11 protein-coding genes are annotated in these 15,291 nt (G+C 48.9%); 9 read left to right on the top strand and 2 right to left on the bottom strand.

Annotation, left to right across the window (positions count from 1 at the left end):
- Positions 1-119: 119 nt before the first annotated feature.
- The 4 genes from INR79_RS00685 to INR79_RS00700 are packed head-to-tail and all read left to right on the top strand — an operon-like array spanning position 120 to position 4,063.
- Positions 120-659, top strand: a complete 540-nt coding sequence (locus INR79_RS00685; protein WP_022552077.1) for a chorismate lyase — start codon at positions 120-122, stop codon at positions 657-659.
- Positions 660-1,514: a 4-hydroxybenzoate octaprenyltransferase gene (gene ubiA / locus INR79_RS00690; RefSeq protein ID WP_223095534.1), complete on the top strand. Its 855-nt coding sequence runs from the start codon at positions 660-662 to the stop codon at positions 1,512-1,514.
- A gap of 51 nt (positions 1,515-1,565) precedes the next feature.
- On the top strand, positions 1,566-2,297 hold the full coding sequence (locus tag INR79_RS00695) for a 3-deoxy-D-manno-octulosonic acid kinase (RefSeq protein ID WP_223095536.1): 732 nt from the start codon (positions 1,566-1,568) through the stop codon (positions 2,295-2,297).
- Positions 2,297-4,063, top strand: coding sequence for a polysaccharide deacetylase family protein (locus INR79_RS00700; RefSeq protein ID WP_223095538.1), 1,767 nt, complete (start codon positions 2,297-2,299; stop codon positions 4,061-4,063). The genes INR79_RS00695 and INR79_RS00700 overlap by 1 nt, the downstream gene beginning before the upstream one ends.
- Positions 4,064-4,135: 72 nt before the next feature.
- Here INR79_RS00700 and INR79_RS00705 read toward each other — a convergent pair whose 3' ends face one another.
- Positions 4,136-6,460 (bottom strand): Tex family protein, encoded by a 2,325-nt coding sequence (locus INR79_RS00705; protein WP_223095540.1) that lies wholly within the window; start codon positions 6,458-6,460, stop codon positions 4,136-4,138.
- Between the two features lie 57 nt (positions 6,461-6,517).
- The gene (gene greB / locus INR79_RS00710; RefSeq protein ID WP_223096930.1) at positions 6,518-6,997 is read right to left on the bottom strand and encodes a transcription elongation factor GreB; all 480 of its coding nucleotides are present in this window, start codon (positions 6,995-6,997) and stop codon (positions 6,518-6,520) included.
- A gap of 220 nt (positions 6,998-7,217) precedes the next feature.
- Between greB and fdhD the strand changes: the two genes are divergently transcribed.
- From fdhD to recG, 5 genes are all read left to right on the top strand, one after another.
- The gene (fdhD, locus tag INR79_RS00715) at positions 7,218-8,102 is read left to right on the top strand and encodes a formate dehydrogenase accessory sulfurtransferase FdhD (protein ID WP_223095542.1); all 885 of its coding nucleotides are present in this window, start codon (positions 7,218-7,220) and stop codon (positions 8,100-8,102) included.
- Positions 8,103-8,140: 38 nt separating this feature from the next.
- A complete protein-coding gene (locus INR79_RS00720) occupies positions 8,141-10,426 on the top strand; it encodes an FdhF/YdeP family oxidoreductase (RefSeq protein WP_223095544.1) in 2,286 nt (761 codons plus the stop codon).
- 199 nt (positions 10,427-10,625) lie between these two features.
- Positions 10,626-11,345 carry a two-component system response regulator OmpR gene (gene ompR / locus INR79_RS00725; protein ID WP_004405153.1) on the top strand — a complete coding sequence of 240 codons (720 nt, stop codon included), beginning with the start codon at positions 10,626-10,628 and terminating at the stop codon, positions 11,343-11,345.
- A 124-nt stretch (positions 11,346-11,469) separates the two neighbouring features.
- A complete protein-coding gene (gene envZ / locus INR79_RS00730; protein WP_004405152.1) occupies positions 11,470-12,777 on the top strand; it encodes a two-component system sensor histidine kinase EnvZ in 1,308 nt (435 codons plus the stop codon).
- A 128-nt stretch (positions 12,778-12,905) separates the two neighbouring features.
- A complete protein-coding gene (recG, locus tag INR79_RS00735) occupies positions 12,906-14,996 on the top strand; it encodes an ATP-dependent DNA helicase RecG (protein ID WP_223095546.1) in 2,091 nt (696 codons plus the stop codon).
- Positions 14,997-15,291: the final 295 nt, after the last annotated feature.

The following is a 15,291-nucleotide window of genomic DNA, read 5'->3' on the forward strand; positions in this document are numbered from 1 at the left end:
CTTTTTATGGGTAACTTGGGGATCGATAGTCTGTTACAATACTGGGTCAACAGTGACCAAAATAAAAGAAATTTTTCCAGCATCACGCTTTATTGTAATGCGTCAAATAGAATAATGGTATGGATGAGTTGAAATCGTTGTACTTAACCGCACTGAAATCAGTTACCTGGCAGAAACCCGAGCACTTTTCCTTTCGTGATGAACACTCAAAACAGTGGTTGTTGGAGTCGGGATCGCTGTCGCGTTTGCTCGCCGAGCGTTGCAATAAACTTGATGTTGATTTGTTAAATAACAGCACAATAGACACTGACCATTTAACGGGGGACGAGCTTCAGCGTTTGCCTGCGGAATCGTGCCTATTACGTGAAGTCGTTTTGTCTGGCGACAGCACGCCTTGGGTCATTGGGCGTACTTTAATTCCAACCTCTTCATTGGAAGGTCAGCAATCTGATCTCGCGCGTCAGGGGACCATCCCACTAGGGCTTACAGTGTTCAGTGCTGAAAACGTGCATCGTGATGGTTTGGAGCTTGGTTGGGCAAAACTGCCTAATGGAGAACTGATGGCAAGGCGTTCGACGCTTTGGATGAATCATAAACCTATGCTGGTGGCGGAACTGTTTTTACCCGATGCACCAATCTATACCAAGGAGAAGGTGTAAATGCTAAAGGCGAAGGCTCAGGCATACTGCCAACTGATGCGACTGGATCGCCCGATTGGCTCTCTGTTGTTACTTTGGCCGACACTTTGGGCGCTGTTTCTTGCCGCCGAAGGCTTTCCTCGTTGGGACGTATTATTGGTGTTCATCGCAGGCGTCTTTCTGATGCGTTCTGCGGGGTGTGTAATTAATGATTATGCGGACCGCAATTTTGATGGTCATGTGAAACGCACGCAAAACAGACCTTTGCCTTCCGGACTAGTGAGTGCGAAAGAAGCTCTGGCACTTTTCACCGTGCTAGGATTGGTTTCTTTCGTTCTGGTTTTGACCATGAACAGCCTGACCATTCAGCTTTCATTTGTGGGCATCGTACTCGCGTTTATTTACCCCTTTATGAAGCGCTTTACCCACTTACCACAACTCTTTTTAGGGCTTGCTTTCAGCTGGGCAATACCCATGGCGTGGGCGGCGCAGTCTGGTGAATTACCGCCGCAAGTGTGGCTGGTCTTCCTTATCAATGCGCTCTGGACGGTGGCTTATGACACCCAGTACGCCATGGTGGATCGCGACGATGACCTGAAAATCGGCATTAAATCTACGGCGATTCTGTTTGGACGTTTCGACAAACTGATTATTGGTATTCTTCAACTGATTTCCGTTGGTCTTTTGATTGCTCTGGGTATGTGGCTACAACTTGGCAGCGGCTACTACTGGGGAGTATTGGCGACAGGTGTATTGTTTGTGTATCAGCAACACTTGATGCGACATCGAGAGCGTGATGCGTGCTTTCAAGCCTTTCTCAACAACAACTATGTTGGGATGGCTATCACCATTGGGTTGGCGATTTATTACTTCTAATCGTTTGAATTCGCTACACTGTCCACTTACTTAAACATTCAGTAGACAACCATGCTCAAATCCTTTCGTTCCGACAATCAGATTATTTGGTTTGATGATGCTCTGGCAGAACCGGAGCATCATTTATTTGATCCTGAATATTGGAAAGCCTCCGGTAAGGTGATTGGCAGTGCCAAAGGGCGAGGAACCACCTTGTTTTTAGATCTTGAAGGTCAAGAGGCGGCGCTAAGGCACTACTATCGCGGAGGCTTGTTCGGCAAGTTAGTACGGGACGATTACTGGTTCTCTGGTTGGGAAAACACGCGCTGCTATCAGGAATTGAAGGTGCTGGACGAATTAAGCCAAGCTGGCGTTCGCGTGCCCAAACCCATTGCCGCGCAGGCAACGAAAAAGGGATTTCTCTACCGAGCAGATATCCTGACTGAGAAAGTCAAAGACGCTAAAGATCTGGTGGCGTTATTGGTCGAACACCCGCTGAGTTCGGATGTTTATCGTCGCATTGGGCAAGAAATCAGAAAGATGCACGACGCAGGCGTGAACCATACCGACCTGAATATTCACAACATCCTGATTGATGCGAAGAGCGATGTCTGGCTGATCGATTTTGATAAATGTGCTACTCAGTCAGGGACGGATTGGCAAGAAAGCAATCTCGCGCGCCTGTTGCGATCCTTTGAAAAAGAAAAGAAAAAACGTTCCATTCTTTGGAAACAATCTGATTGGCATGACCTGGTAGCGGGCTACCAGTTAACTGCTTCGAATGCTGCAATGGAAAACAAATAATGAATATCCTAATGGCGCTGTCTCAGCTTGAAGTCACAGGCGCGGAAGTCTACGCCACAACAGTCGGCGACAAACTCACGGAGCTGGGTCACAACGTAAAATACGTATCCGATACCCTGACTAAGCCGCACAAAGGGGAATTCTTTAAGCTTCGCTTCAACAAGCGAAGTGTATTTCGTCGCTTCTGGCACGTTGGCTACCTTATCTATCTGATTAAAAAACACAGAATTCAATTGGTGCACGCACATTCCCGAGCATCAAGCTGGAGCTGTCATATTGCCTGCAAGCTTACCAACACCCCAATGGTGACCACCGTTCATGGTCGCCAGCCTGTCCATGCTTCGCGTAAAAGGTTCCACGCCATGGGCGACAAAGCGCTTCCGGTGTGTGAAGCGATTCAAAAGCAGCTTATTGATGAGCTTGAGGTACCCGAGGCGCAGTTGGAAGTCAGCCGAAACGGCATCAATACCTCCGAATTTCAATGGGTGCCAGCGCCTCAGAATGCCAAGCCTGTTATCACGATTATCGGTCGCTTGAGCGGTCCGAAAGGCGACTTGTGTTATCAGTTGCTAAAAGAGTGTCTGGATACCGACAAGTACCACGTAAAAGTGGTGACGGGAAGCGAGGTGACAGAACGGTTCAAACCTTTTACTGAGACGGTTGAATTTACCGGTTATACCAACGACGTGGTTTCCATGCTGGCGCAATCGGATTTGGTTATTGGCGCTGGCCGGGTTGCCATGGAGTCGCTGCTTTGCGGTCGACCAACCTTAGCGGTTGGAGAAGCCAGCTTGGTCGGTTTGGTGAATCAGGAGAACATCAAGACGGCGATGTCGACCAACTTTGGTGACATTGGACCGAAAGATCTTGATATCGACTTTACTCAAGTTCCGGCGCTGGTTGAGCAGGCTGTGAGTCAACCTCATTGCGATGAAAATGTATCGCGCACCATCCGAGAGAACTACGAGCTGGATTCTATTGTTGAGCAGCTTGAAGGAATTTATCAGGATGTCACGGTCACCAAGCTGCAAAAAGAGATGCCGATCATCATGTATCACCGCTTTATTCGAGACGACTCGGAAAAAGGCATCCATGGTACATTCATGCATATCGACATGCTTGAAAAGCACTTCCAACTGATTAAGAAGATGGGTTTTGAAACCGTTACCTTTGAAGATCTGAAAGACAAGGGTTTCATTCACAGGCTGTCTCCGGGTAAGCGGTTCATCATGATAACCGTGGATGATGGGTTCAAAGACAACCACGAGTTACTGTTGCCCTTGCTGAAAAAGTACAACTTCAAAGCGGTGCTTTATGCGGTGACGGGCGAAACCTACAACCGCTGGGATGTGGAAGGGGTAGAGACACCGGATCGCAAAGTGGAGTTGATGTCTCGTGAGCAGCTAAAAGAGATGTCGGATTCTGGTTTGGTCGAAGTGGGTGGACATACACTGACGCATCCGAAGCTCAGCCAACTGGATGAAGCGCAGCAGAGGCATGAAATCAAAGCCAACAAAGAAGAGCTGGAAGCGCTACTGGGTAAGTCGCTGACTTCGTTTGCTTACCCGTATGGTGACCATAACGAAGACACAAAACGCATTAGCAAAGAATTGGGTTATGACTTCAGTGTCGCAACCAATTCCGGTCCCCATGCACTCCATCAGGATCCTTATCAAATAAGGCGAATTGCGATTTTCCCAAGAACCGATGTGTTTGGATTGTGGCGAAAAATCAAAGGTAACTATACGTTCCGAAAGGCTAAGTAATCTTTGCGAATCATTGAGGAATAAAAGAAGGCGCTGAATTCAGCGCCTTTCTATTTTCACCTTGGGAGATAATTAACGCTTCTTCGCATTAGCAAAGGCAGCAGCGAATGCACCACCCATTGCACCGTTTTGAGGCTCGTTGCGTTGCCCTTGGTTGCGGTTACGTTGATTGCTTCTGTCTTGGCGCTGACCAGAAGGGCGAGAGCTCCGGTTGTCTTGTCCCGGCTCGTCATTCAGCCTCATTGAAAGCCCGATGCGTTTGCGCTGAACGTCCACTTCCATCACCTTCACTTTGACGATGTCACCAGCTTTCACCACTTCGCGAGGATCAGACACGTAACGATCGGTCAGTGCAGATATGTGTACTAGACCATCTTGGTGGACACCGATGTCCACAAAGGCGCCGAAGTTTGCCACGTTAGAGACCACGCCTTCCAGCACCATGCCCGGCTCTAGATCCGAGACTGCATTGATACCGTCCGCGAACGTCGCGGTTTTGAACTCAGGACGAGGGTCGCGCCCTGGCTTGTCGAGCTCTTTGATGATGTCGGTAACCGTCGGTAAACCAAACGTGTCGTCAGTGTAATCAACGGCTTTCAGCGCTTTGAGGAAACCACTGTCACCAATCATACCTTTGACGTCTTTCTGATTCTTTTCCGCGATGGATTTCACTACCGGGTAGGCTTCAGGGTGAACCGAAGACGCGTCCAGCGGGTTTTTTCCATCCATGATGCGAAGGAAACCGGCACATTGCTCGAAAGCCTTAGGACCAAGGCGCGCGACTTTCTTCAAGGTTGTGCGGCTTTCAAAGCGGCCATTCTCATCACGGAAGTCGACAATGTTTTGTGCCAGCGTGCTGGATAGCCCTGCAACGCGAGTAAGCAGCGCCGGAGAAGCGGTGTTTACATCCACGCCCACGGCGTTTACACAGTCTTCCACCACGGCATCCAGACGTTTTGCCAGCAGGCTTTGGCTGACGTCGTGCTGATACTGACCGACACCAATGGATTTCGGATCGATTTTCACCAGCTCTGCCAGTGGATCTTGCAGACGACGGGCAATCGACACTGCACCACGTAGTGACACATCCATATTCGGGAATTCTTTCGCCGCCAATTCCGATGCGGAGTACACCGAAGCACCCGCTTCGCTGACGATGATCTTCTGCACTTTTAAGTTGTCGCGTTTGATGACGTCTGCCACAAAGGCGTCGGTTTCACGTGAAGCGGTTCCGTTACCAATGGCAATCAGGTCAACATTGAACTGGCGAACCAATTGCTCTACCACGTGTGCAGATTTGTCGTATTGCTTTTGAGGTGGATGAGGGTAGATAGTGTCTGTCGCCAGCACTTTACCCGTGGAGTCCACCACCGCAATTTTTGAACCTGTACGCAGGCCAGGGTCAAGACCCAAAGTGGCACGAGGTCCTGCTGGCGCCGCCATCAACAGGTCTTTTAAATTGGTGGCGAACACTTCAATGGCTTCGATTTCTGCGCGCTCTTTTAGCGCTGCCATCAGTTCGGTTTCCATGTGCATGGAAATTTTAATGCGCCACGCCCAACTGATCACTTGCTTACGCCAGCTATCGGCAGGAGCTTGGCTAAGGTGGATACCGTAATGCTCGGCAATGATGGATTCGCAGTAAGAACCGCGCTGACCTTCTTCCTGTTGCGGGTCGGCATTCATTGCCAATTGCAGGAAACCTTCGTTACGACCGCGAAGCATAGCCAGAGCACGGTGTGAAGGTGCTTTGCTGATCGCTTCATCGTGCTCGAAGTAATCTTTGAACTTCTCACCTTCACGCTCTTTGCCCTCGATAACGCGCGCGCTCAACTCGGCGTGTTTATTCAGGTACATACGTACCTTCTCTAGCAAATTTGCATCTTCTGCAATGCGCTCCATGATGATGGCGCGAGCACCATCCAAAGCGGCTTTGGTGTCTTCAATGCCTTTTTCAGTATTGAAGTATTTACTGGCTTCGCTTTCCGGATCGTGCTCTGGCTGTTGCCAAAGGGTGTCCGCGAGTGGCTCTAAACCAGCTTCAATGGCGATTTGCCCTTTGGTGCGACGTTTGGGTTTGTAAGGCAGGTATAAGTCTTCAAGGCGAGTCTTGCTGTCAGCGCCGTTGATTTCTGCTTCAAGCTCGGAGGTAAGTTTGCCTTGCTCTTGAATCGATTTCAGAATGGTCTGGCGGCGCTCATCCATTTCTCTCAGGTAAGAAAGGCGTGCGTCGAGGTTACGCAATTGAGTGTCATCTAATCCACCCGTCACCTCCTTACGGTAACGGGCGATAAATGGAACCGTGTTGCCATCGTCGATCAGGGTAACAGCGGCAAGGACTTGCTCGGTACGAACACTGAGTTCTTGAGCAATGGTTTGACAGATAGCTTGGCTCATCCGTGTGTACTCTTAGTTATTCTTTAGAATGTAGGAAAGGTCGATACGTCTAGAAGCTTAGCTCTGGTCGTACTGAATGGCATTGATAAACCATTCTTTTTCACCTTCAGGAGTGCGGACCACGCATTCGTCGTCCACTTCTTTTTTTAGTAGGGCTCGCGCCATGGGCGAGTCGATGGAGATGTAATCTTTCACTCCACCGTAAATTTCATCAGGGCCGACAATGCGAAAGCGTTTAACGTCGCCAGCTTCGTTTTCGACTTCTACCCAGGCACCAAAGAAGACTTTGCCGTCTTGCTGAGGGGCGTAATCCACTACTTTGACCTGTTCCAGTCTTTTGCGCAGGTAGCGAACCCGGCGGTCAATTTCGCGTAAACGTTTTTTGTTGTACTGGTAATCGGCGTTTTCTGAGCGGTCGCCAAGGCTGGCTGCCCACGTCACTTTCTTGGTGACTTCCGGGCGATCTTCTTTCCACAGAAAATCCAATTCTTCTTTCAGGCGGTTGTAGCCTTCGCGGGTAATTAAGTTTGTTTTCATCCAGCTTTGAGCGGTATCCGAAGTTAGGGTCTGTTGTACCACAAGTCGGTTCAAATGGAATGCATCAACTTATGGGATTTGAGTAATTTTGACATGGGATTTAATTTCAGCCACGGAATGTCGCGATTTCGACATCAAGTGCCCATTTTTTATGCTCTGATGTGGCGTAGCACGTCATTTGCTGTTTCATTTTATGTATGGAATAGAAAATGAGCCAGCAATGACAAAAATTAGAGCAACAGGTTCCGTCGTTCAAGTGAGAGAGCAAAGTTCCGAATCCGTCAGAAGTGTCAATCGACTCAAAATCAGCCGTGGTCATGCTACTCCTCAGACTGACACCCTAGTCGTTGAGGAGCCGCTGGCAATCTGGTTGCGCCAGAAATCAGAAGATACCATCAACGAAAAGCTCTGGATGTCGACCATGCGAACACCGGGACAAGACGAAGAAATGGTGACTGGATTACTGCTGGCAGAAGGAGTAGTAACGAGCGCTGCGGACATTCGAAGCATCAATCTGAATGAAGACTCGGATGGCAGGAATCAGTGTGCGGTAGAGATATCAGGCAAGGTCGTTGTGGATTTTGATGACCTGACGCGCTCACCTTCCTATTCAAGCTGCGGGATCTGCGGTAAATCTTCAATTCGTTGGCTGGAAACTCGTGGGGTTCCTGCCCTGCAAGGGGAGTCTGGCTGGTTGCATCTCCAAGTCGTCACCAAGTTGCCCGAGATATTGAAATCCCATCAGGCACTGTTTGCTCAAACGGGGGCATCGCACGGATGCGCATTGTTTGATGAGCAGGGAGAGTTTCTGGCGATAGCGGAAGATGTGGGTCGACACAATGCGCTGGATAAATTGGTAGGGCTGAGGGCTCGTGACCGTAAGCTTGAAGCTCAAGGTCAAATGGTAGCGCTCAGTGGGCGAATTAGCATCGAGATGATGCAAAAGATCGTAGTAGCAGGAATCCCCGTCGTGGTTTCCGTCGGCGCTCCTACTCACATTGCAGTGCAAATGGCGCATCGCTTTGGGGTGACATTGATTGGGTTTTGTCAGCAAGCGTCTTTTAACGTCTATTGCGGTGAGCATCGTTTGTCGGAAAGTATGTAGAAAATGAGACATATCTGATACGGATATCGGAGTCAGTCATGACAGTTAAAAAATACAAAGGTAATGCGGGCGGCTGGGGTGCTTTAATGAGCACGACTCAGCACTTAATGAAAAGTGAAAGCGTCATTCGCAATATTCGTAACTTACTCAGCACCAATCAGCACGATGGTTTTGATTGCCCCGGTTGTGCTTGGGGTGAATTAGAAGAAAATCGCCGCTTTAAGTTCTGTGAAAATGGCGCGAAAGCCGTGAACTGGGAAGCGACCAGCCGACGTGTGCGAGCCGATTTCTTTGCAACTTACCCTGTCTCATGGCTTGCCAAGCAGAGCGACTATTTTTTGGAAGATCAGGGACGACTTTCAGAGCCCATGATTTATAACGCAGAATCCGACCACTATCAGCCAATTCGCTGGGGAGAAGCGTTTGAACTCATCGCCAGACATTTAAAAGCCTTACCTGACCCCAATCAGGCAGAGTTCTATACCTCCGGCAGAGCCAGTAACGAAGCAGCATTCCTGTATCAGTTGTTTGTGCGCGCCTATGGCACCAACAACTTCCCGGACTGTTCCAATATGTGCCATGAAGCCAGTGGTGTAGCGCTAAAACAGTCGATCGGTGTGGGAAAGGGTACTGTCACCTTGAATGACTTCGAACATGCGGACGCCATTTTTGTATTTGGGCAAAACCCAGGGACCAATCACCCTCGAATGCTGGATACGTTAAGGAGTGCCTCATTGCGAGGGGCAAACATCGTGACCTTTAACACCTTGAAAGAACGGGGGCTGCAAAAGTTTACCAATCCTCAAGCCATGGATGAAATGCTGACAGGCGGTGGAACTCAGCTGACTCATCATTACTTCACGCCAAAGCTGGGTGGCGATATGGCGGTGGTGCGTGGAATGGTGAAAGCTTTGCTGGCGATGGAAGAAAGAGCACCGTCGTCGGTGTTTGATGCGGAATTCATAAAGGACCATACTCTTGGTTTAGAGACTTACCTAGATACCGTGCGAGCGACTCCGTGGGACAAAATCACCGAACAATCCGGGCTTAAGCAAAATGAGATAGAGCTGGCAGCGCGAATTTATCAGCAAAGTGAAAATGTGATTCTGACCTGGGCGATGGGCATTACCCAGCACCATCACTCGGTGAAAACCATTCAGGAGATGGCTAATCTTCAGTTGCTGTGTGGGCAAATTGGCAAGAAAGGCTCCGGTCTTTGCCCGGTTCGTGGTCACAGCAATGTACAGGGTGACCGAACCATGGGGATTGATGAAAAAGCCCCTGCCGCTTTGTTAGATTCTCTTGAAGCGCAGTTTGGATTTAATCCGCCCAGAAAAGCAGGGCACAACACGGTGCAAGCGATTCAGGCGATGGAAAATGGAGAAAGCAAAGTCTTCATCGCTTTAGGTGGAAACTTTGCTGCGGCGACACCGGATACAGAGCGAACTCTCAAAGCTCTGGCGTCCTGCGAATTAACGGTGAATATTGCAACCAAGTTGAATCGCACTCACGTGACTCCCGGAAAAGCCTCCTTGCTATTGCCCTGTTTGGGGCGTACGGACATCGACCTGCAAAAAAACGGGGCACAAAAAGTGACAGTCGAAGATTCATTCAGCATGGTCCATGCGTCTGGAGGGGTAGTCGAAAGCGATACCGCCAACATGCGCTCTGAACCTGTCATCGTGGCTGGTATGGCTAATGCTGTGCTGGGGAAAAGTCCGGTCGACTGGCTTTGGTTAGCCGAAGACTATGACCGAATCCGAGACTTAATCGAGCGCACCATTCCCGGGTTTGACGATTTTAATCAGCGCATCAAAGAGCCTGGCGGGTTTTATCTTGGTAACCGAGCGGCAGAGCGGATCTGGATGACGGAGAGCAATAGAGCGACATTTCATTCTCACGAGTTGCCTGACTCTATTATCAAGTGGGCGAAGCCGAGGAAAAAAAGTACTCCCGTTTTTGTGTTACAAACCATGAGATCGCATGACCAGTACAACACCACCATCTACGGGTTTAATGACCGGTATCGAGGCGTTACCGGTGAACGTAAAGTGTTGTTTATTAATTCTTCAGATATCAAACTGCTCGGGCTGGAAGAGGGCGATCGGGTAACCATTACGGCTTGTTGGGGGGATGATGTTGAGCGAAAAGTCAGCAAGTTCAAGCTGGTGCCTTACGATATTCCGGCAGGCAATCTGGCAGCGTATTTCCCAGAAACCAATCCTCTGGTGGCGTTAGACAGTCATGGGGAGCTAAGTTTTACCCCGATTTCGAAATCCATTCCTGTGACAATTGAAAAAATAGAATCATCTTCTGTGATGTAGAAGCATAATTCTCTGATAAAGAAGATTTCTCTGACAATATTCTCTCGCTGTCCGTATGAGATAAAGTATATACTCGTGCTTCTATAGATGTTTCATATATGAAGCGAGGAAATAAAGTGTAACAATTGATCGAGTGAAAAACGCTCAGTCAATGCTACCTTTATGGCGATGTTAAAAGTTGTTAGCGGAAGTAAGATCTATGCAAGAGAACTACAAAATACTAGTGGTAGATGACGATGCTCGTTTACGTTCATTGTTAGAGCGCTACTTATCTGAACAAGGTTTTCAGGTGCGTAGTGTTGCCAACAGCGAACAGATGGATCGTCTGCTAACACGTGAAAACTTTCATCTGATGGTGTTGGATTTGATGCTGCCAGGCGAAGATGGTTTGTCTATCTGCCGCCGTCTGCGTAATGCCAACAACATGCTGCCTATTCTGATGCTGACGGCAAAAGGCGATGAAATCGATCGTATCGTTGGTTTGGAAGTGGGCGCCGATGATTACCTGCCAAAGCCGTTTAATCCTCGTGAATTACTTGCCCGTATTCGTGCGGTATTGCGTCGTCAGACGATTGAAGCTCCGGGTGCGCCAAGTGCTGAAGACAAAGTGATCGAGTTTGGTGATTTTGTACTTAACCTTGGCACGCGTGAAATGTTCCGCGGTGAAGAGCCTATGCCTCTGACTTCCGGTGAATTTGCCGTGTTGAAAGCACTGGTAACCAATGCCCGTGAGCCGATGTCTCGTGACAAGCTAATGAACATGGCTCGTGGACGTGAATACTCAGCAATGGAACGTTCCATCGACGTTCAGATTTCTCGTTTGAGACGTATGCTGGAAGAAGACCCAAGCCGCCCACGCTATATTCAGACGGTCTGGGGACTAGGTTACGTATTTGTGCCAGACGGCAAAGAGATGTAATCCTAACTAAACCGTTAAGATAGGGAGTAAAGACGACACAAACGTGACGAACTTACTCCCTAACTTTTTTCATCACAATAGGTCTTCAGACCCTAATCACAACAAACATCCCAAGGAGCCTTCCATGCGATTACGCAGCTCCCGCACCCAAAGTATTTTTCTGTTTCTTACTTTGCTGATCGCCAGTCAGGTGTTCTCTTATTTTGCTGTCTACAACTACGCGCTTTTGCCCAGCCTGCAACAGTTCAACCGTATTCTTGCCTACGAAATGAACCTGATGCTGGATGAAAGTGTAGAGCTTGAATCCGGGGTGACACTCGATGCCCCTCAGCGTAGAAAGCTGTTAGAGCAGCTTGGCGTTACCATGCATACTCTGGACGAAGCCATTGTGGAAGAGTATGACCGCGCGACTGAAATCGAACTTATGAGTCAGGAAATGACAACTGCATTGGATCGGGAAAGTCACGTTCGCCTGATTCTGTCAGACGAAAGCTATGTTCTTTGGGTAAAAATTGAGTCGCTTCCCGGATTTCTTATTCGTATTCCTCTTTCTGAATTGCAGGAAGAAGACTTTGCTCCGTTTTTCCGCAATAGCCTGATTGGTGCTTTATTGATTATTGCGGGTGGCTGGTTGTTCATCCGTTTGCAAAACCGCCCTCTGATGGCGTTAGAGCGTGCCGCGAAGAGCGTAGGCCGTGGAGAGATCCCACCGCCTGTTCCGGAGCGTGGAGCGACGGAGATAAAAGCAGTAGCGAAAGCCTTTAATCAGATGTCCCGTGGTATTCAGGAACTAGAAGGCGATAGGGCGTTGCTGATGGCGGGCATCAGTCATGACCTGCGTACTCCGCTCACCCGAATACGTCTGGCAACAGAGATGATGTCTCCGGAAGATGCTTACCTTGCCGAAGGCATCATCAGCGACACGGAAGAGTGTAACGAGATCATCAGCCAGTTTATGGATTACCTGAAGCCGGTTAACAAAGAGTCGTTTACATCAATTCATTTGAGCGACATTGCGAAAGAAGTAGCAAGCTCAGAAGGCGGCTACGAAATTCAGGTCGAAACCGACTTCTTTGAAGACAGTAAACCTGTGCTCGGCAGCCCGATCGCCATCAAACGTGCGATCAGTAACTTGGTGGTCAACGCCATTCGCTATGGAGACGGCTGGGTTAAGGTCAGCTCCGGCATGACTGCAGATAACAAGCTGGCGTGGGTCTGTGTGGAAGATAATGGTCCCGGCATCGAAAAAGACCAGATTGCCAAGCTGTTTGAACCCTTTACCCGAGGCGATACCGCCCGAGGAAGTGAAGGTACTGGGTTAGGGCTTGCGATAGTGAAACGTATCATGAGCCAGCATCATGGTTCAGTAGTGGTCAACAACCGCAGCGAAGGCGGATTAAAAGTCCAGATCAGCTTCCCAACCGCGAAATAAACCGCGCAGCAGACAGAGCCTCGAAAATCGAGGCTCTGTTGTTTTCAGCCCCCTTGAAGATCTTGCGATAGCAAGTCAAACTAACTCTCTGAATCCACGTTTACTTTTCTGAGCAAGAGAGCATTCCTATGTCCCAACTGTTATCTGCCATTCCACTGACTGAGCTTTCCGGCGTGGGTGCGAAAGTAGCAGAAAAGCTTGCCAAAGTTGGGCTGCACAATGTGCAGGATCTCTTGTTTCATCTGCCTTCCCGTTATGAAGACCGTACCCGAGTCTATCCCATGGCGAAAGTCCACCCTGGGCTATGGGCGGCGGTGCAGGGGAAAGTCATGGGAGTAGACACCATATTTGGTCGTCGAAAAATGCTGGTAGTTAAAATTAGCGATGGCAATGGCACCGTTACTCTGCGTTTCTTCAATTTCACCGCAGGGATGAAGAACAATTTTTCTAACGGTAAGTTGGTACACGCTTACGGTGAGATAAAGCGTGGCGCTAACGGGTTGGAGATTATTCACCCCGAATACAAATTCCACGCGGCGGATCAAAAAGCCGAAACCGAACCCACGTTAACGCCAGTTTACCCGACGACGGAAGGGCTTCGTCAGCTCACGCTACGTAACCTGACTGATCAGGCTCTGGAATTGCTGGACAAAGCCGCTGTCACTGAGCTGCTTCCTTCCGGTCTGTACAACAATCAGATGACCATGGGGCAAGCGCTGCATATTATCCATCGACCTTCTCCTTCGATTGATTTAGAAGCCTTTGACTTAGGCGAGCACCCCGCTCAAAAGCGTCTGATTTTAGAAGAATTGCTGGCGCAAAACCTGTCCATGCTGGCGGTTCGAAGCAAAACCCAACTGGATGCCGCGTTGCCTTTGCCAAATGTGGATGGGCTCAAAAAGCAATTGCTGGATCTATTGCCATTTAGCCCAACGGGGGCACAGCAGCGCGTGGTGAAGGAAATCGAGCAGGATTTAGAGACGCCTCATCCAATGATGCGATTGGTACAAGGGGATGTAGGTTCCGGTAAAACTCTGGTTGCTGCACTTGCGGCGGTTCGGGCTCTGGAGCATGGGCAGCAGGTCGCTTTGATGGCACCAACCGAGTTACTCGCAGAGCAACACGCCATCAACTTTGCCAACTGGTTTGAACAAATAAAGCTGAACGGTGAACCAATTAAGGTGGGTTGGCTGGCTGGCAAGTTAAAAGGCAAAGCCAAAGAGAAAGAACTGGCTTCTATTGCCAGTGGCGAAGCACAAATGGTGGTGGGGACTCATGCACTGTTTCAGGAACATGTGGAATTCAAGAACCTATCACTGGTGATCATTGATGAGCAACATCGCTTTGGGGTACATCAGCGTTTGGAGTTGCGGGAGAAAGGCACCAAACAAGGCTATTATCCGCATCAGTTGATCATGACCGCCACCCCAATCCCAAGAACCCTAGCCATGACGGCGTATGCTGATTTGGAAACCTCGATTATCGATGAGCTACCGCCAGGGCGAACTCCCATTCAAACCGTCGCGATCCCAGACACCAGACGCAAAGATGTGATTGACCGGGTTCGCAGTGCCTGCCTTGATGGCAAGCAAGCCTACTGGGTGTGTACCCTGATTGATGAATCCGAAGTGTTAGAAGCGCAAGCCGCCGCGGATACTGCCGAAGAGCTGAAGCTTCAACTGCCTGAACTTAAAGTCGGGTTGGTGCACGGCAGAATGAAGCCCGCTGAAAAACAAGCCATTATGGCGCAGTTCAAAAGCAATGAACTTCACCTGCTGGTGGCAACAACAGTCATCGAGGTGGGGGTGGATGTGCCTAATTCCAGCTTGATGATCATCGAGAACCCAGAAAGGCTAGGCTTGGCACAACTTCACCAGTTACGAGGACGAGTTGGGCGAGGGTCGGTTGCCAGCCATTGTGTACTGCTTTATCACTCACCGCTTTCAAAAACAGCCCAGAAGCGTTTGGGTGTGCTTCGAGAAAGTAACGATGGGTTTGTCATTGCACAGCGCGATTTGGAAATTCGTGGACCGGGTGAACTGCTTGGAACCAAACAAACCGGATTGGCAGACTTTAAGATTGCCGATCTAGTGCGGGACCAAAAAATGATCCCGGAAGTTCAGCGTATTGCCAGACACCTGCACGAGCAATATCCAAACAATGCTCAAGCTATCATAGACCGCTGGTTGGGCGACAGAGAGCTTTATTCAAACGCGTAATAGTTATTACTATTTTTATCAAAATAGGCAGTCAGCATCATGGCTGCCTTTTTGTTATTTAATTAGTCAATAAAAAATAATCTAAGTCAAATAAATGGTAATTACATTTATTTTTATTCCTATATATTGATGTAAAGCTTTTCTTTTCCGGATTTATATCGGCTTTTTTCTTTTGTCTAGAATATAAATCTCAAGATAGATAAACCATTGGAACAGTAATTTATAATTGTTAAGTGTGTCTAACTTTCATCCAAACTTAATGTAACCCTAATTTTATTGGTGATATTTTTCGCAG

The sequence above is a fragment of the Vibrio sp. SCSIO 43132 genome (genome assembly GCF_019904195.1).
Lineage (GTDB): Bacteria > Pseudomonadota > Gammaproteobacteria > Enterobacterales > Vibrionaceae > Vibrio > Vibrio nigripulchritudo.